Here is a 17,548-nt window from a genome sequence, read left to right as displayed (position 1 = left end):
GTCCGCGCCGCGGCGCCCGGCCTTAGGGGCATGTCGCCCTGTAGGTTTGCCGGTTGGTTTTTTTGCCAAACCGCGAATTCTAGCCTGCCCGCGTCCGCCCAGTGGTCGCGCGACATCAAACGCATTGCACGGCAGAAACTGCCGCCAGCGAAAAAAATCGCGGAAGATTATGCTGAATCCCTACGATACCGCACGGGAATTTGGACACTCATACCGGAGGCCAGGGTCTAGCATGAGCGCTATAACAGGAGACGATTTCACCATGTGCGACGCCAGCCATCCGAACGCCGGGCAAGACCTCCGGCAAGCCGCCACCGAGGACGCCGATCCCGCCGAAACCGCCGAATGGCGCGAGGCCCTGCAGGCGCTGGCGCAGAGCGCCGGCCCTGGCCGCGCCGGTTACGTGCTGGAGAATCTGCTGGCCCACGCCGCGTCGCTGGGGCTGCGCGCCAACGGCCAGACCCGCAGCGCCTATCTGAACACCATCCCGGCCGACCAGGAGCCGCCCTTCCCCGGCAACCTGGCGGTGGAAGAGCGCATCGCCCGCATCAATCGCTGGAACGCGCTGGCCATGGTGGTGCGGGCCAACCAGGCGCACGGCGAGCTGGGCGGCCACATCGCCAGCTATGCCTCGGCCGCCGACCTGTTCGAGGTGGGCTTCAATCATTTCTTCCGCGCGCAGGGTCCGGACGGTCCCGGCGACCTGGTCTACATGCAACCGCACTCCGCGCCGGGCGTCTATGCGCGCGCCTACCTGGAAGGCTTCCTGAACGACGAGGACCTGGCGCATTTCCGCCAGGAGATCACGGCGCGGGCGCGCGGCCTGCGCGGCCTGTCGTCCTATCCGCACCCGTGGCTGATGCCGGACTTCTGGCAGTTTCCCACCGGCTCGATGGGAATCGGCCCGATCAACGCCATCTATCAGGCCCGCTTCATGCGCTACCTGGAACACCGCTCGCTGGCCCCTGCCAGCGAGCGCAAGGTCTGGGGCATCTTCGGCGACGGCGAGATGGACGAGCCCGAATCGATCGCCGCGCTGACTCTGGCCGCGCGCGAGAAGCTCGACAACCTGGTGTTCGTGGTCAACTGCAACCTGCAACGGCTGGACGGCCCGGTGCGCGGCAACGGCCGCATCATCGATGAGCTGGAAACGCTGTACGCCGGCGCCGGCTGGAACGTCATCAAGCTGGTCTGGGGCAGCGACTGGGACGCGCTCCTGCGGCGCGACGCCACCGGCGCGCTGGCGCGCGCCTTCGCCAACACAGTGGACGGCCAGTTCCAGACCTTCGCCGCCAATGACGGCGCCTTCAACCGCGCGCATTTCTTCAACCAGAATCCCGAGCTGGCGGCGCTGGTGGCCGACTGGACCGACGACGCCATCGACCGCCTGCACCGCGGCGGCCACGACATGGTGAAGATCCACGCCGCCTACCATCGCGCGGCGCGCCACCGGGGCCAGCCCACCGTCATCCTGGCGCAGACCAAGAAGGGCTTCGGCATGGGTACGGCCGGCCAGGGCAAGATGACCACGCACCAGCAGAAGAAGCTGGACGACGAAGCACTGCTGGCCTTCCGCGACCGCTTCGCGCTGCCGATCTCGGACGCCGACTGCCTGGCGCTGAAGTTCTACCGCCCGGCGCCCGACAGCGCCGAGATCCGCCACCTGCAGGCGCGGCGCGCGGCGCTGGGCGGCCACATTCCCCGTCGCAACACGCAGTCGCCGCGCCTGCCCGCGCCCGAGGTCGCGCAGTGGGGCCGCTTCGCGCTGGAGGCAGACGGCAAGGAAATGTCGTCGACCATGGCCATCGTGCGCATGCTGACCGCCCTGCTCAAGGACGCGACCGTGGGCCCGCGCATCGTGCCCATCGTGGCCGACGAGGCGCGCACCTTCGGCATGGCCAACCTGTTCCGCCAGATCGGCATCTATTCGGCGCAGGGCCAGCTGTACGAGCCGGAGGACATCGGCTCGGTGCTCTATTACCGCGAGGCGCGCGACGGCCAGATCCTGGAGGAAGGCATCACCGAGGCCGGCGCGATCTCGTCCTGGACCGCCGCCGGCACCAGCTATTCGGTGAACGGCCTGCCCATGCTGCCGTTCTATATCTATTACTCGATGTTTGGCTTCCAGCGCATCGGCGACCTGATCTGGGCCGCAGCCGACCAGCGCACGCGCGGCTTCCTGGTGGGCGCCACCTCGGGCCGCACCACGCTGGGCGGCGAGGGCCTGCAGCACCAGGACGGCTCCAGCCACCTGACGGCGGCCACCGTGCCCAACTGCCGCGCCTACGATCCGGCTTACGCCTACGAGGTCGCCGTGATCGTGGAATACGGCATGCGCCGCATGCTGGACGAGCAGCACGACGAGTTCTTCTACCTGACCGTCACCAACGAGAACCTGGCCCAGCCCGACATGCCGGCGGACCCGGCGGCGCGCGCGGGCATCCTGCGCGGCCTGTACCGGCTGCGCCCGGCGCGCGGCCAGGCCCAGGTGCGCCTGCTGGGCTCGGGCCCCATGCTGCGCGAGGCCGAACTGGCGGCCGATCGCCTGCGCGACGAATACGGCGTGGACGCCGAGGTCTGGAGCGTGACCAGCTATTCCGAACTGGCGCGCGACGGCCGCGAAGCCGAGCGCGCCCGCCTGCTGGGCCTGCCGGCGGCCCCGGATGCCGACTGGGTCCGGGCCTGCCTGGGCGACAGCCAGGCCCCCGTGATCGCCGCCAGCGACTACGTGCGCGCCGTGCCCGAACAGATCCGCGCCTGGGTGCCCGCGCCCTACCGCACGCTGGGCACCGACGGTTTCGGCCGCAGCGACACGCGGGCGCAGCTGCGCGACTTCTTCGAGGTCGGCCGCGACTGGATCGTGCTGCAAGCGCTGGACAGCCTGGGACGCGCGGCCGACGTCCAGGCGCTGCGCGAGCGGCTGGGCGCGGCAACGCGCCATACGCCGCCCTGGGCGCAGTGAAACACAGGGAGGCGGCCGCGCCATTGCGGCGAGGCCGCCTCCCCGCCGCCCATTCCCCACCGACCTGTTCCCGGATCCAGGTCCGCCGTCGGACTTGTCCCAGGCCGGCATTACCGCCTCTCGTCGCCCCCCATTCCTTTCGCGGCCCGCCCGCAGCCCGAACCGCGCGGATTTCCCGCCGCGATCACGCGCCGGCTTGATCAAAGTCCACCCTGAATCCGCTGCTCGTTGCGGCGCAGCAAGCGCTCGCGCCCGCTTTCTGGTGAAATACGGACGTTCCCAGGCATTTCCCCAAAGAATACGCGGGCCCCAGGCCCGCATTTTTGTTTCCCGTTTCCGTTTCACCGTTGATGGCCCTCGCAGGCCCTATCCCCATGGACGACACTCTCGCTAAATTGGCGTTGGACTACCACGCCTACCCGACCCCGGGCAAAATCTCCGTCACCCCGACCAAGACGCTGGCCAACCAGGACGACCTGTCGCTGGCCTACTCGCCGGGCGTGGCCGCCGCGTGCATGGCCATCTTCGACCAGGGCGACGACGCCGCGTCCAAGTACACCTCGCGCGGCAACCTGGTGGGCGTGATCACCAACGGCACCGCCGTGCTGGGCCTGGGCAACATCGGCCCGCTGGCCGCCAAGCCCGTGATGGAAGGCAAGGGCTGCCTGTTCAAGAAGTTCGCCGGCATCGACGTGTTCGACATCGAACTGGCCGAGAACGACCCCGACAAGCTGGTCGACATCATCGCGGCGCTGGAACCCACGCTGGGCGGCGTCAACCTCGAGGACATCAAGGCGCCCGAGTGCTTCTACATCGAGAAGAAGCTGCGCGAGCGCATGAAGATCCCGGTCTTCCATGACGACCAGCACGGCACCGCCATCATCTCGTCGGCCGCCATCCTGAACGGCCTGAAGGTCGTGAACAAGGACATCGGCTCGGTCAAGCTGGCCTGCTCGGGCGCCGGCGCCGCCGCCATCGCCTGCCTGGACCTGCTGGTGCACCTGGGCGTCAAGCGCGAGCACATCTACGTGGTGGACTCGCGCGGCGTGATCTGGGACGGCCGCGACGAAAACATGGAGGCCAACAAGAAGCGCTACGCGCAGAAGACCGACGCGCGCACGCTGGCCGACGTGGTCAACGGCGCCGACGTGTTCCTGGGCTGCTCGACCGCCGGCGTGCTGACCGCCGACATGGTCAAGACCATGGCCGACCGTCCGCTGATCCTGGCCCTGGCCAACCCCGAGCCGGAAATCCGCCCGGAAGTCGCCAAGGCCGCGCGTCCCGACTGCATCATCGCCACCGGCCGTTCGGACTACCCGAACCAGGTCAACAACGTGCTGTGCTTCCCCTTCATCTTCCGCGGCGCCATGGACGCCGGCGCCTCGCGCATCACGGAAGAAATGAAGCTGGCTTGCGTGAAGGCCATCGCCGACCTGGCCCAGGCCGAGCAGAACGACGAAGTGGCCCGCGCCTACGCCGGCCAGGAACTGTCGTTCGGCCCCGACTACATCATCCCCAAGCCCTTCGATCCGCGCCTGATCGTGCAGATCGCCCCGGCCGTGGCCCAGGCCGCCGCCGAGTCCGGCGTGGCCGCCCGTCCCATCGAGGACATCGAAGCCTACCGCCAGAAGCTGATGGGCTTCGTGTACCACTCGGGCCAGCTGATGCGCCCGCTGTTCGCCCAGGCCAAGAAGGCGCCCAAGCGCGTCATCTACGCCGATGGCGAAGACGAGCGCGTGCTGCGCGCCGTGCAGACCGTCATCGACGAGAAGCTGGCCCAGCCCATCCTGATCGGCCGCCCCTCCGTCATCGAGATGCGTATCAAGAAGTTCGGCCTGCGCATGACGCCGGGCGTGAACCTGGAGATCGTCGATCCCGAGGACGACGGCCGCTTCAACGAAACCTGGAACGCCTACTACCAGCTCAAGGGCCGCGAGGGCGTGACGCCGGCCATCGCCAAGGCGATGATCCGCAAGCACAACACGCTGATCGGCGCGATGCTGCTGCGTCGTGGCGATGCCGACGCGCTGCTGTGCGGCGTGGCCAGCAAGTACGACAACCAGCTCAAGTACATCGACGAGATCATCGGCAGGAAGGAAGGCCAGACCTACGCCGCGCTGAACGTGCTGATGCTGCCCGACCAGACGCTGTTCGTCACCGACACGCACGTCAACGAGAACCCCTCGGCCGAGGAAGTCGCCAGCATCACCATCCAGGCCGCCGACGAGATGCTGCGCTTTGGCGTGGTGCCGAAGATCGCGCTGCTGTCGCACTCGAACTTCGGCAGCCGCCAGACCGAGTCGTCGCGCAAGATGGCCGCCGCGCGCCAGCGCGTGCAGGAACGCGCGCCCGACCTGGAAGTGGACGGTGAAATGCACGCCGACGCCGCGCTGTCGGAGAAGATCCGCGTGCTGGCCTATCCGGACAGCACCCTGAAGGGTCGCGCCAACCTGCTGGTCATGCCCAACCTGGACACCGGCAACATCACCTACAACATGCTGAAGATGACCGGCAGCAATGGCGTGGCGATGGGTCCGATCCTGCTGGGCGCGGCCCGCCCCGTGCACATCCTGACCACCAGCGCCACCGTGCGCCGCATCGTCAACATGACGGCGCTGGCCGTGGTGGACGCGCAGCAGGAAGCCGCCGAGGCCGCCCGCCGCCGCTAGGCCGGCACGCGGTACCGCAGGCAGGGCGCCCCAAAGGGGGCGCCCTTTTTTTTCGCGCGCACGGTCTGGCCGGGAACGCCGGCGCGCCGTCCTCCTCGCGCCACGCGAAGAATGCCCACTGACGGCCGCTGTCATGCCGGCGCGCTGGTGCCGTCCCGCGCCTCGGTGTTAAAAACTGGGCATCCCAACTCCCCGTTTCTGGACACCGTCATGCTGCAAGACGCCCTGCTCGCCTGGATCCACTATCTCGCCATCTTCGTGCTGGTGGTCGTCATGACCGCCGAGGCCGTGCTGCTGCGCCCCGGCCTGGCGCCGGACACGGTGCGCCGGCTCGCGCTCTATGACCGCGTCTACATGTTCTCGGCGCTGGCCGTGCTGGCCACGGGCCTGCTGCGCCTGACGCTGGGCGCCAAGGGCGCCGCCTTCTATATGTCCAATCCCTGGTTCCACGCCAAGATCACGCTCTTCATCGTGATCGGGCTCTGTTCGATCCCGCCCACGCTCAGCTTCCTGCGCTGGCAGAAGCAGGCGCGCCAGCAGCCGGGCTTCGTGCCCTCCGAGCCCGAGATCCGCCGCGCCCGGCGCTGGGTCATGATCGAATCACACCTGTTCATCCTGCTGCCGCTGTGCGCGGTGCTGATGGCGCGCGGCATCGGCATGTAGCGCCGCGCCAGGCTCAGTCCAGGCGCCGCGCCAGATGCCCGGCCAGCGCCCGCACCCGCGCGGGCAGCAGACGGGTCTCGGTCAGCGCATGGACGGGCAGCGGCGCCACGCGCCATTGCGGCAGGATCCTGCGCAACATGCCCGCGCGCACATAGGGTTCCTGGTCGCCGCCCAGCGCGGCCACGCCGGCGCCCAGCGCCGCGAGCCGCCGCGCCATGCCGGCTTCATTGACCGAGAAACGGCTCGCGGGCCGCACCTCGACGCGCTCGTCGCCGCAGGCCAGCGGCCAGCGCGCCGCCAAGCCATCGGCGCGCAGCCTGAAGCCGATGCAATCTTGCTCGCGCAGGTCCGACGGATGCGCCGGTTCGCCCCTGGCCGCCAGATAGGCCTCGGCGGCATACAGCCCGCCGGACACGAAACCCAGATGATGCGCGACGCGCGACGATACCGGCGGCTCGCCCACGCACAGGGTCAGGTCCGCCGCGTCGAACACGCGGCCCGCGTGCTCCGGATTGGCCAGGTTCAGCTGCAGCCGCATGCCGGGATGGTGGCGCGTGAAGTCCACAAAGGCCCCCGCCAGCGCCTCGGTGGCGAAGCCCGCCGGCAGATTGACGCGCAGCAGGCCCTCGAAGGGCGCGTTGCCGTCCTGCAGTTCCTCATGGACGAGCCGGGCCTCGGCCAGGATGCGCCGGCAGCGCTTCAGGTATAGCTGGCCGGCCTCGGTCAGCGCCAGCTTGCGCGTGCTGCGGCTGAGCAGGCTCAGGCCGACCGAGCGCTCAAGCCCCGCCAGCCTGCGCGACAGCGTGGACCGTGGCAGCCCCAGCGCGGCGGCCGCCAGGCTGAAGCTGCCGCGCGCGGCGACCTCGGCGAACATTTCCATGTCCTGCAAGCGCTTCATCGGACCCGCTCAGAACGCGTAGACCATGCCCACGCTGCCGAACACATTGCTGTCGCGCTCGACCAACGGGCTGTCGCGGGCGTCGCCCAGCACCGTCGATACGCCCAGCGTGGCGACCGTGCTCCAGCGCGCGGACAACTGATGCGACCAGGCGGCATACAGCGACGCCGACTGGAAGCCCGAAGACGGGGAATAGGCGTGCAGACCGGCGCGGCTGCGGGCGGCCTGGCCCGGCGTGACGCCGTACCAGGTCTGCATGGCGTCGCCGTTGGCCCATTCGGCGTTGACGCCCACGCGCAGCGCATTGCTGTCGTCGCGCCAGGCCAGGTAGCTGGCGCGCAGCTCCATGACGCCGCCATAACCTTTATGGGCGGCCTGGCGGTAGGCCAGGCCCAGCGCGTAGGGGCCGGGGCGCCATTCCACGAAGGCGCCATAGGTTGCGTGGTAGTCGATATCGTCCAGTCCTTTCAGGCGATCGGCATCGCTGGAATCGCGGTTCAGGCCCATGCCGACGAATACGCCGGCCTCCCAATCCTGCGCCAGCCGCGTCTTCAATCCCATGGCCGGCAGGCCGGCGCGCGGGGTCACGAAGAAGCTGCCCGACTCATAGTTCAGCATGGGCACCGGCAGCGTCCGGTACTCGCTGGAGCCCTGGTAGACCGGCACCACGCCCACCCCCAGCCCCACGACATTCCGGCCGTCGCCCTCGGCCTGGACGGCAGCCGCCGCCAGCATCGATGCCGCGGTTGCCAGGAAACGGCTTGTTAATATGCCCATACTTGTTTTCATCAAGGTTCATGCTCCAGGCGGTTGATCACGGCCGGGAACGTCGCCGGCCAGGGGCCTGTAACCCCAGCGCCGCATTCTGGCGGGGACCTTTTAAGAATTCTTTAAGCCCCGGGGACCGCGCCTCGCGCCCTGTCCCGGCGGCCCGGAGGCCCCTTGCGGATCTTGCTCATTGAAGACGACGCCATGCTCGGCGACGCGGTGTGCGCCGGCCTGACGCAGGACGGCGCGCGGGTGGACTGGGTCCGCAGCCTGTCCGACGCCCGCCTCGCCCTGGTCGAGCACGACTACAAGGCGGTGCTGCTGGACCTGGGGCTGCCCGAGGGCAGCGGCCTGAAGGTACTGGCCTCGATGCGCGCGCGCTACGACGCCACGCCCGTGCTCATCATCACCGCGCGCGACCGCCTGAGCGAACGCGTCGCCGGCCTGGACGCCGGCGCCGACGACTACATCGTCAAGCCGTTCCAGCTCGACGAACTGCAGGCCCGGCTGCGCGCCGTCCTGCGCCGCAGCAGCAACACCGTGGTCTCGGCCATGCGCCGGGGCGATGTGGCGATCGAACCGGCCCGCCAGATCGTCACGCGCGCCGGCAGGGAAGTCAGCCTCAGCGCCCACGAATACCGCACGCTGCTGGCCCTGATGGAGCGCATGGGCCAGACCGTCAGCCGTGAACAGCTGGAGGTGGCGGTATATGGCGGCAGCGGCACCATCGAGAGCAATACCGTGGCGGTCTATGTCCACCAGTTGCGGCGCAAGCTCGGCGAAGGCCTGATCGTCACCGCGCACGGCGTGGGCTACCGCATCGAAACGGGCGATACGCCATGAAATCCCTGCGCAAGCGCCTGGCGGCCGCCTTGCTGCTGACGATGACGCTCGCCTGGTTCGCGGCCTTCGCGCTCCAGCACCGCATGGTGACCGACGAGCAGACCGGCCAATGGGACCAGTCCCTGCGCGATGCGGCGGTGCAGGCCATGACGCTGGCGCCGGACAGTCTGCTCGAACGCGCGCCCGGCGCGGGCCTGGCGGTCGCCACCACGCCCGAGGAGGACGCCGATCAGACCCGCGTGCAGGTCTGGTCGCTGGCTGATCGCCGGCTGCTGCAGCGCACGCCGGATACGCCGGACGCGCCCTTCGTCGCCGACTTCAAACCCGGCTATGCCACTTCTGATTCTGGCGGACAGACCTGGCGCGCCTATGCCCTCAACGACGCCAGCGGCCGCGTCCAGGTCCAGGCCGCCAAATCCACCCAGGCGTTGCGGGAAAACTATGTCCACCGCCTGACGCGCGGCCTGATCTTCGCCACGCTGATGTTCCTGCTGCTCGTGGCCGCGGCCCTGGGCGTGATGCGCCGGGCCTTCAAGCCGGTGGACCGCGCGGGCGACATGATCCTGCGACGCCAGCCGCAGGATCAGACATTGGTGCCGCTGGCGGGCATGCCGGCCGAGCTGCGGCCGTTCATCGATTCGATCAACCAGCTGCTCGAACGCCAGCGCGCGACGGTCGAGCGCGAGCGTGAATTCCTCGCCAACGCCGCCCATGAGCTGCGCACGCCGCTGGCCGCGCTCAGCGCCCAGGCCGAACTGGTGGCGCGCAGCCCCGACACGCCGCAACGCGCCGAAGCCGTGGACAAGCTGCGCGCCGTGGCCATACGCACCGGCCGCCTGACCGAACAGCTGCTGGACCAGGCCCGCACCGATACCCTGTGCGACAGCGTGCCGGAAACGCTGCGCCTGGACCAGCTGGCGAACATGATCGCGCGCGACTACGAGGCCGCCGCCCAGCGCAAGCAACAGCGCATCGTCCTGGACACGCAGCCCTGCGCCGTCATGGGCAACCTGGATGCGCTGGGCGTGCTGCTGCGCAATCTGCTGGACAACGCGCTGCGCTACACGCCCGCGGGCGGCCATGTGATGGTGTCGTGCCGCGACAGGCAAGACGGCGGCGCGGTGCTGAAGGTAGCGGACAACGGCCCCGGCATTGCGCCGCAGGAACGGCAGCGCGTCTTCGACCGCTTCCACCGCGTGGCGGGCAGCGGCGAGCGCGGCAGCGGCATCGGCCTGGCGCTGGTCGCGCAGATCGCCCGGCGCCACGGCGCGGACATCACGCTGGGGGTCGGGCTGCAGAACCGAGGCATCGCGCTGACAGTCACGTTCCCGTCGTCCGCGCCCTGACGTCGCGGCGCCCGCGCATCAGGGGCAGTGCACCGGCGGTTCCTGCGGATCCGTCTCGTTGACGATGATCCGCGCGAAGCGCAGCACGCCGGCCTCTTCGTTGGACAGCACGCCCAGCACGGCGCCGTCCGGCGTCTGCACCACCGACGTGCCATCGTTCACCGGCTGCGACTGACCCGCGCGCGTCGCCTGGCCGGGCGCTACCGGGCTGAACACCCAGGACTGCGACGGGAAGCGCTGGCGCAGCGGATAGCCCGCCGTCTTCACCTGCGTGCCCGCCGGATAGCGCATCTCGCCCAGCGTCAAGGGGCAGGCCAGCTCGGCATCCGACACCGCCAGCAGCTGGCGGTTTTCATCCAGCTGAACCGTGGGCCGGCCCAGCGTCAGGCCCGCCAGCGGCAGTCCCAGCGGATCGCGCACGCGAACCATCCAGTTCACCGGCTCGCGGTGCCCATCCGTGTAGACGACGCCTCCCCCCATACGCAGCAACTCGGTTCCGGCCGGCCAGCGCCCCACGCCCCCTTCGATGGCATTGCCCCCGGCCAGCACGCATTCGGCGAATTCTGGCCGCGTCCCTTCGTCCTCCACGCGCAGGCGCAGTTTCTGGCTCGTATCGCACAACCAGCCCTCGACCTGCTGCGGGCCCTCGCCCCACAGGTGGATGGTGTGCGGATAGCGGCGCAGCTCCTCGTACGTCTTGGAATCGTAGTCGGTGTGCAGGTAGCGTTCGATGCGAGAGACACGCAGGCCAAAGGCCGGCGCCGGCGGGTCGAACAGCGCCTCGGTGAAGGTTTCCAGCTCACCTTCCTTCGCCAGCGTCAGCCGCGCGCCGGCCGGCATCAGCACGCCGCCCAGCGTCTGCGCCTGGGCCAGCGTCACGCGTCGGGCGGCATCGCGGCGCGCGAATTCGCGGTCAATCTGCCACACCTGGTATTGGAATGACAGGTAGAAGCTGGCGGCCAGCGCCAAGACCAGCATCAGCACGACGCCCAGCACCGGCCTGGCGGCGAAGCGGGAACGCGCCCGCCGGCTCAACAGCAACCGCAACAGCCATATCAGCAGACACACTCCCGCGCCCATCGAGGCGAACAGCAGGAGCAGGGATTCGATCGAAGGTAGCGCGACGGGAATCATGGCTGAGCATGATACGCGAGTCGATACACGTATCCGCTCCTGTGTATCCCAGCGTTTCAATCCGCTGCGCGAGCGGCTCGCCCTCCTTTCTGCTAGGTGAAATGATCCAGCGCCGACTCGTCTGTCAGCTCATCGGGCTGCAAAGCCCGCGTGATGACGCCCTTGTGGATCAGCAGCACACGATCCGACAGCTGGCGGATGAAGTCGATGTTCTGCTCCACCAGCACGATGGTCAGCCCCAGGCGCGCGCGCAACTCCTTCAGCTTGTCCACGATCTCGTCGATGATGGAAGGCTGGATGCCTTCGGTGGGTTCGTCCAGCAACAGCAGCCGGGGCCGAGCCACCAGGGCCCGCGCCAGCGCCAGCAGTTGCTGTTCGCCGCCGCTCAGGGCGCCGCCCGGGCGGCTAGCCAGGGGCTTCAAGCGCGGATACTCGGCCAGGATCTCTTCCACGTCCATGCTGCGGCCGGGATTGGCCTTGGCGGAAAAGCGCAGGTTGTCCAGCACGGACAGGCCGGGAAAGATGCCGCGCCCCTGCGGCACATACCCCATGCCCAGGCGGGCGCGCGCATGCGCAGGCAGATGGGTGATGTCCACATCCTGCAGGCAGACTTCGCCCGCGCTGGCGGGCAGCACGCCCATCAGCGTCTTGAGCAGCGTGGACTTGCCCATGCCGTTGTGGCCTAGCACGCCCAGGAATTCCGATTCGCCGACATGGAAGCGAACGCCGTCCAGGACCGGGATGCGGCCATAGCCGGACGACAGATGGTTGACCGTCAGCAGGTTCATGCGCCGCGCCCCCGTCCCAGATAAACGTCGCGCACCCTCGGGTCGGCGATGATCTGCGCGAATGAGCCTTCCTTCAGGATGCCGCCTTGATGAAACACCGTGACGATGCGCGCGATCCTGCCGATGAAGGCCATGTCGTGCTCGACCACCACCACCGCCGCCCGCGCATTCAGTTCCAGGGTCAGCTCCGCCATGCGCACGGTTTCCTCGTCGCTCATGCCAGCCGCCGGCTCGTCGAGCAGAATCACCTTGGGTTCGCGCGCCACCACCATGCCGATCTCCACCCATTGGCGCTGGCCGTGGGCCAGCTCGCCCACCAGCCTGCGGGCGACGGCGCGCAGCCCCAGCCGCGCCTTCAGTTGCTCCGCCCGGTCCCGGGCCGCACGGGAACCGCAGGCGCTCCTGGCCGCCAGCCACAGATTCTCGTCCACCGTCAGGCCGTCCAGCACGGTGGGCACCTGGTTCTTGATGCCCATGCCCCGCTGCGCGATGGCATGCGGCTGCGCGCGACGGATGCTGCGACCATCGAACAGGACGTCACCTTCCGACGGCGCCATCTGACCGCTGAGCAGCTTGAAGAAGGTGCTCTTGCCCGCGCCGTTCGGCCCGATCAGGCAGCGCAGTTCGCCTCGCCGCAGGGTGAAGTCGATATTGCCCAACGCCCTGACGCCGCCGAAGCGCTTGCCCACGCCACGCGCTTCGAGAATGATGTCTGGCTGCGTCATCAGTCGCTCCCTTCGCGCCGCCGCGGCTGCAGCCGGCCCAGCAGGCTCCTGCATGCCGGCACCAGCCCCTGCGGAAACAGCAGCACGCAGAGAATCAATATGAAACCCAGGGTCAGCGTGACCTGCCCCACGCCCACCGTGCCCAGCCAGGTGGTGAGATACTGGATCAGCAAGGTGCCGATGATCGCGCCCAGCAGCAGCGAGCGCCCGCCCACGATCACCCAGATGACCACCATCGCGGCCTGATTCAGGCTGAACATTTCCGGGCCGACGAAGTTGCCCCACAGCGCGTACAGGCCGCCGGACAGGCCCGCGAGGCCGCCGGCGATGACGAAGGCCATCAGCTTGTACCGCCGGCTGTCGTACCCCAGCAGTTCCATGCGGCGCTCGTTTTCGCGCAGGCCCACCATCACGCGCCCTGGCGCGCTGGCCAGGAACAGGCGGATGCCGATGTACGCCAGCGCCAGCAAGCCCAGTGCCAGATAGAAAATGCCCTCGATGGACTGCAGGTCGAGCGGACCGATCCGCAGCGGCAGGCCCGGCAATCCCGGTATCCCGTTCTGGCCGTTCAGCCGCACGCTGCCGATCACGTACTCGGGCCCCGAGGTGGCGCGCACGCCCTTCTCGAAGATCAGCGTGACGACCAGCGTGATGACGCTCAGGTAGATGTCGCTGATGCGGCCGTACATCATGAAGTAGCCCAGCAGCAGCGCGAACAGCATGGGCACGACGGCGGCCAGCGCGAACGCCGCCAGCGGCAGGTCCGTGTTGAGGCTGCACAGCGCGTAGGCATAGCCGCCCAGTCCGAAGAAGATCGTCTGGCCGAAGCTGAGGATTCCGACGTAGCCCCACAGGAAGCCCATGCTCAGCGCCAGCAGGGACAGGATCATCACCAGCGACAAGTCGAGCTGCATCGCGGTGTCGCCGTACTGCGGCACGGCCAGCATCAGCGCCGTGCAGGCAAGCACCGAGAACCACCAGGGACGCCGCGGCGAACGGCCCGCATGCGCGTCGAAATCCATGGAAAACGTGGAACCGCTCATGCTAGATACCTCGCTTCATGCGGCCGGTGATGCCCAGCGGCAGCATGCGCAGCAGCAGGACCGCGGCGATCAGCATCGTGACCTCGCCCAGCACGGAGCTGTAGGCGTAGGACACCGCGCCATCGATCGCGCCGAACAGCGTGGACGCCGCGCTGGCGCCGACCAGGGGCAGATGGCCGCCGACGATGACGGTGATGAAGGCCTTGGCCACGAAGAAGCCGCCCATGGCCGGGCTGACGCCGGTCAGGGGCGCCAGCGCCGCGCCGGCAAGCCCGGCCAGGCAGGACCCGAGCCCGAAGGTGGCCATGTAAACCCGGTTCCTGTCCACGCCCAGGCAGCAGGCCATTTCCGGCGCCTGCATGGTGCCCCGCACGATCAGGCCGGCCTTGGTCCGCACCGCCAGCCACCAGCACAGCGCCACCAGGGCCAGGGAGAATGCGCAGATCGCCAGGTTGTAGGAAGACACGTTCATGCCGCCGATGGCGACGTTGGCGAAGTCCGTCGACAGGCCGATGCTGGAGGCGCCGAACACCGTGGTGGCCGCGCCCACGAACAGCAACGACAGTCCCCAGGTGGCCAGCAGCGTGTCCATCATCCTGCCGTAGAGGTGGCGGATCACCAGCCGCTCGACCACGATGCCGGCCAGGCCCGTGACGACGCCGCCGGCCAGCACGCCCAGCCATAGCGGCGCGCCGGCGTTGACGGACAGCACGCAGGCGTATCCGCCCACCATCATGAATTCGCCGTGGGCCAGGTTGATGACCTTCATCATGCCGAAGATCACCGCCAGTCCCAGGCTGATCAGCAGCATCAACGAGATCGAGAAGACGATGAGGTAGAGGTTGGTGTAGATCGATGCCAAGGCGTTCTCCGCAGCGTAAGGCAGGGGCGCGTCCGCGCGGCCGGAATGGGCGGCGCGGGCGCATCCGGATCTAGAGCTTGGGTTCGTACTGCCGGGTGTCGTCGGGGTTGCGGCGCAGGTCGCATACCGCCTGCGTATCGCTGGGCTGACGCTGGGGGAACGACTTGACGACGTCGAAGCCCTTGTCCTTGTTGCCGATGGCGATATGAATGTCCATGACGGTGTGGTTGGCCTGTTCGTCGATGGAATACAGCCCGCCGGGACCGTCGTAGCGCGTGCCCGGCAGCGCCGCGATCACCTTGTCGGGTTCCACGCTGCCGGCGCGCCGCACGGCCTCGGCCCAGAGCATCATGCCCCGATAGCCGTACTCGCCATACTCGCCGATGTAGTCGGATTCTCCGGTGAACCGCGCGAAATGCTGGACGAAGCCTCTTGCCGCTTCCGTGGGCAGCGTGTCGATGAAGGACGCGGCGATGATGGTGCCGTCGTTCTCCTGCGCGCTCAGCATGGCGTTTTCACGGGCCGCGCCGTACACGGTGCCGACCAGCGTCATGTTCTTCTTGCCGATGGTCGATTCGAACTGGCGGTAGAAGCTCATGTGGGCATCGCCGACCAGGGCGGACCACACGGCGTCCGGCCTGGCCGCCTGGATGCGGCTGAGCGCGGGCGCGAAGTTGGTCACGTCCAGTGGAAAGAACTCGACCGCGACGTCCCTGGCGCCCTTTTCGCGGATGAATTTCTGCAGCCACTTGCTGGTGATCTGGCCATAGTTGTAGTCAGCGGCCAGGATGTAGTGGGTCTTGGCGTTGCGCTCCTTGATCACGTAGTCGACCAGCGGATCCAGCTCCTGTCCCGGCACCATGCCGGGGCAGACATGACGCCGGTCGCAGACGCCGCCTTCGTACAGTGCATTGTAGAAATACAGGCCCTTGAAGCGCTGCACGATGGGTCGGACGACCTCGCGCGCTGAACTGGCGACCGCCCCATGAATCACATCGACCTTGTCGCGCACGAAGGCCTGGGTCGCGTATTGCGAGTAGAGCCGATTGCTGGATTGCGTGTCATAGAAGATGATTTCCACCTTGCGGCCGAGCAGGCCGCCGGCGGCGTTGATCTCGTCGGCCGCCATGGCCACCGCCTTGATCTGCTTGAGGCAGTAGTTGTTCAGCACGCCGGTCTTGTCCAGCAGGTTGGCGACCTTGATGGACTTGGACGAATCGATCTTCGCCTGCGCCAGCAGGTCGAAGCTGCTGGCGTAGGCCAGCGCGCCGGCGGCCGTCTTGATGAAACCGCGTCGATTGAGAGACATGGAGGCTCCTTCCATTGAGAGAGTCCGTGACCAGGACGTATCAGACCCAGGCCAGGTCGGGGCGACGGCGATGCCAGTCGGTGGCCTGCTGATAGGCGTGCGCGGCGCGCACGATCAGGTCTTCGCGGAAATCGGCGCCGACGAACTGAAAGCCGATGGGCGTGCCCGCATCCGCCAGGAAGCCGCCCGGCAGCGTGATGGTGGGCACGCCGGCCATGTCCAGCGGCGCCGTGTACCGCATCATGGCGAACCAGATGTCCACGTATTCCTGGCCGGAGACGTGCATCTGCGCCACCGTCGGCGAGGCGATCGGCGTGGTCGGCACCAGCAGCGCGTCCACCTGCCGCATCAGCGCGCGCATCCGGCCCGTGTACGCGGCCCGCTGCAGCAGGATCTTCTGATAGTCGGTGCCACGCAGCGCCCGACCCGTTTCGATGAGGTTGGCCAAGGCCGGGCCGTACTCGTCCTTGCGCGAGGGGTAGGTCTTTTCGTGGACCACGGCGGCCTCGATGCCGCACAGGTTGAACCAGTTGCGCTGCACGTCGACCGCGTCCGGCGCGCGGACCTCGACGATCTCGGCCCCCAGCTCCGTCATTACCCGCACAACCTCGTCCATCATGCCGCGCGTGGGCGCGTCGACATCATCGTGGTTCCAGCGTGTGTCGACGCCGATGCGCAGCCCCCGGACGCCGCGCTCCATTTCGCGCAGATAGTCAGGCACCGGCAACTGGCTGGCCGTGGGATCGTTGTCGTCGGCGCCCGCGATGACGCCCAGCATCGCCGCCGAATCTTCCGCGCTGCGGGTCATGGGACCCAGGTGATCGAGCGAGGCCGCCAGCTCGAACGCGCCATGGCGGCTCACGCGGCCCCAGGTGGGCTTGATGCCAGTCACGCCGCAGGCCGCCGAGGGAAAGCGGATGGAGCCGCCGGTGTCGGTGCCGATGGCGCCGTAGCACAGGCCCGCCGCCGGCGCGACGCCGGAGCCGCTGGAGGACACGCCGGTCCAGTGCGCGGGATTCCAGGGGTTCACGGGCGGATCGATATCAGGATGATGATCCGTCAGCGCGCCCTCTGTCAGCTGCACCTTGCCCAGGATGACGGCGCCCGCCTCGCGCAGGCGTTTCACCACCGTGCCGTCCTCGTGGGTCTGGAATCCACGGTAGATCGTGGTGCCGAAGGCCGTCGGCGCGTCGGCGGTCCAGCACAGGTCCTTGACGGCCACGGGCACGCCATGCAGCGGACCGCGCAGCTGGCCCAGCGCGATTTCCCTGTCGGCCTGGCGCGCGGCCGCCAGCGCGCCGTCCTTCATGAGCAATGCGTAGCTCTTGAGCCGGCCGTCAAGCTGGGCGATGCGTTCGAATTGGCGTTCGGTGACGGCTTCCGAGGAAAGCTCGCCAGCCTGGATGGCCAGGCCGATTTCGCGCATGCCCATGTAGTGCAGATCATCGTGATTCATCCCGTTCTCCCTGTCCGTGCAGTTGGCGCGCCCGCGCCGTGAACACACTGAAATGCCCAGATGCTTGCCTGCATGCAGACTA

At 68.3% G+C, this 17,548-nt stretch carries 14 protein-coding genes; 5 read left to right on the top strand and 9 right to left on the bottom strand.

The features are described 5' to 3' along the window. The first annotated feature begins 262 nt into the window (after positions 1–262). The 3 genes from mdeB (at position 263) to C2U31_RS13505 (ending at position 6,294) form a co-directional block, all read left to right on the top strand. Positions 263–2,962: an alpha-ketoglutarate dehydrogenase gene (mdeB, locus tag C2U31_RS13515; RefSeq protein WP_103273223.1), complete on the top strand. Its 2,700-nt coding sequence runs from the start codon at positions 263–265 to the stop codon at positions 2,960–2,962. 374 nt (positions 2,963–3,336) lie between these two features. Beyond that, positions 3,337–5,631: an NADP-dependent malic enzyme gene (locus C2U31_RS13510; protein WP_103273222.1), complete on the top strand. Its 2,295-nt coding sequence runs from the start codon at positions 3,337–3,339 to the stop codon at positions 5,629–5,631. Between the two features lie 210 nt (positions 5,632–5,841). Further along, a complete protein-coding gene (locus C2U31_RS13505; RefSeq protein WP_103273221.1) occupies positions 5,842–6,294 on the top strand; it encodes a DUF2214 family protein in 453 nt (150 codons plus the stop codon). A 13-nt stretch (positions 6,295–6,307) separates the two neighbouring features. Here the strand turns inward: C2U31_RS13505 and C2U31_RS13500 are convergent, their stop codons facing one another. Beyond that, positions 6,308–7,192 (bottom strand): LysR substrate-binding domain-containing protein, encoded by an 885-nt coding sequence (locus C2U31_RS13500; protein WP_233772758.1) that lies wholly within the window; start codon positions 7,190–7,192, stop codon positions 6,308–6,310. 9 nt (positions 7,193–7,201) lie between these two features. Then, positions 7,202–7,969: a MipA/OmpV family protein gene (locus C2U31_RS13495; protein ID WP_199770997.1), complete on the bottom strand. Its 768-nt coding sequence runs from the start codon at positions 7,967–7,969 to the stop codon at positions 7,202–7,204. 165 nt (positions 7,970–8,134) lie between these two features. Here C2U31_RS13495 and C2U31_RS13490 point away from each other — a divergent pair, with 165 nt between their 5' ends. Continuing rightward, positions 8,135–8,803: a response regulator transcription factor gene (locus C2U31_RS13490; protein ID WP_103273219.1), complete on the top strand. Its 669-nt coding sequence runs from the start codon at positions 8,135–8,137 to the stop codon at positions 8,801–8,803. Next, entirely contained in the window at positions 8,800–10,149 is a 1,350-nt protein-coding gene (locus C2U31_RS13485) for a sensor histidine kinase KdpD (protein WP_103273218.1), read from the top strand. The genes C2U31_RS13490 and C2U31_RS13485 overlap by 4 nt, the downstream gene beginning before the upstream one ends. Before the next feature lie 18 nt (positions 10,150–10,167). Here the strand turns inward: C2U31_RS13485 and C2U31_RS13480 are convergent, their stop codons facing one another. The 7 genes from C2U31_RS13480 to C2U31_RS13450 form a co-directional block, all read right to left on the bottom strand. Beyond that, positions 10,168–11,283 carry a hypothetical protein gene (locus tag C2U31_RS13480; RefSeq protein WP_103273217.1) on the bottom strand — a complete coding sequence of 372 codons (1,116 nt, stop codon included), beginning with the start codon at positions 11,281–11,283 and terminating at the stop codon, positions 10,168–10,170. Positions 11,284–11,375: 92 nt separating this feature from the next. Continuing rightward, entirely contained in the window at positions 11,376–12,071 is a 696-nt protein-coding gene (locus tag C2U31_RS13475) for an ABC transporter ATP-binding protein (RefSeq protein WP_233772756.1), read from the bottom strand. Further along, positions 12,068–12,796 carry an ATP-binding cassette domain-containing protein gene (locus C2U31_RS13470; RefSeq protein WP_103273216.1) on the bottom strand — a complete coding sequence of 243 codons (729 nt, stop codon included), beginning with the start codon at positions 12,794–12,796 and terminating at the stop codon, positions 12,068–12,070. Before C2U31_RS13470 ends, C2U31_RS13475 begins: the two co-directional genes overlap by 4 nt. Further along, complete coding sequence (locus C2U31_RS13465; RefSeq protein ID WP_103273215.1) at positions 12,796–13,839, bottom strand: branched-chain amino acid ABC transporter permease; 1,044 nt, start codon at positions 13,837–13,839, stop codon at positions 12,796–12,798. The genes C2U31_RS13470 and C2U31_RS13465 overlap by 1 nt, the downstream gene beginning before the upstream one ends. Before the next feature lies 1 nt (position 13,840). Next, a complete protein-coding gene (locus C2U31_RS13460) occupies positions 13,841–14,701 on the bottom strand; it encodes a branched-chain amino acid ABC transporter permease (protein ID WP_233772754.1) in 861 nt (286 codons plus the stop codon). 70 nt (positions 14,702–14,771) lie between these two features. Next, on the bottom strand, positions 14,772–16,010 hold the full coding sequence (locus C2U31_RS13455) for an ABC transporter substrate-binding protein (RefSeq protein WP_158658364.1): 1,239 nt from the start codon (positions 16,008–16,010) through the stop codon (positions 14,772–14,774). Between the two features lie 40 nt (positions 16,011–16,050). Next, the gene (locus tag C2U31_RS13450; protein ID WP_103273213.1) at positions 16,051–17,466 is read right to left on the bottom strand and encodes an amidase; all 1,416 of its coding nucleotides are present in this window, start codon (positions 17,464–17,466) and stop codon (positions 16,051–16,053) included. Positions 17,467–17,548 lie beyond the last annotated feature (82 nt).

Origin of the sequence: Achromobacter sp. AONIH1, assembly GCF_002902905.1 — a bacterium.
Classification (GTDB): domain Bacteria; phylum Pseudomonadota; class Gammaproteobacteria; order Burkholderiales; family Burkholderiaceae_B; genus Achromobacter.
This window is presented reverse-complemented; position numbering and strand designations above follow the sequence as displayed.

Excerpts from the sequence above, each read along its gene's own strand:
- C2U31_RS13510 (WP_103273222.1), top strand. The coding sequence starts at position 3,337 with ATGGACGACACTCTCGCTAAATTGGCGTTGGACTACCACGCCTACCCG.
- C2U31_RS13500 (WP_233772758.1), bottom strand. The coding sequence starts at position 7,192 with ATGAAGCGCTTGCAGGACATGGAAATGTTCGCCGAGGTCGCCGCGCGC.
- C2U31_RS13470 (WP_103273216.1), bottom strand. The coding sequence starts at position 12,796 with ATGACGCAGCCAGACATCATTCTCGAAGCGCGTGGCGTGGGCAAGCGC.
- C2U31_RS13465 (WP_103273215.1), bottom strand. The coding sequence starts at position 13,839 with ATGAGCGGTTCCACGTTTTCCATGGATTTCGACGCGCATGCGGGCCGT.
- C2U31_RS13505 (WP_103273221.1), top strand. The coding sequence starts at position 5,842 with ATGCTGCAAGACGCCCTGCTCGCCTGGATCCACTATCTCGCCATCTTC.
- C2U31_RS13455 (WP_158658364.1), bottom strand. The coding sequence starts at position 16,010 with ATGTCTCTCAATCGACGCGGTTTCATCAAGACGGCCGCCGGCGCGCTG.
- mdeB (WP_103273223.1), top strand. The coding sequence starts at position 263 with ATGTGCGACGCCAGCCATCCGAACGCCGGGCAAGACCTCCGGCAAGCC.
- C2U31_RS13450 (WP_103273213.1), bottom strand. The coding sequence starts at position 17,466 with ATGAATCACGATGATCTGCACTACATGGGCATGCGCGAAATCGGCCTG.
- C2U31_RS13495 (WP_199770997.1), bottom strand. The coding sequence starts at position 7,969 with ATGGGCATATTAACAAGCCGTTTCCTGGCAACCGCGGCATCGATGCTG.
- C2U31_RS13480 (WP_103273217.1), bottom strand. The coding sequence starts at position 11,283 with ATGATTCCCGTCGCGCTACCTTCGATCGAATCCCTGCTCCTGCTGTTC.
- C2U31_RS13485 (WP_103273218.1), top strand. The coding sequence starts at position 8,800 with ATGAAATCCCTGCGCAAGCGCCTGGCGGCCGCCTTGCTGCTGACGATG.
- C2U31_RS13475 (WP_233772756.1), bottom strand. The coding sequence starts at position 12,071 with ATGAACCTGCTGACGGTCAACCATCTGTCGTCCGGCTATGGCCGCATC.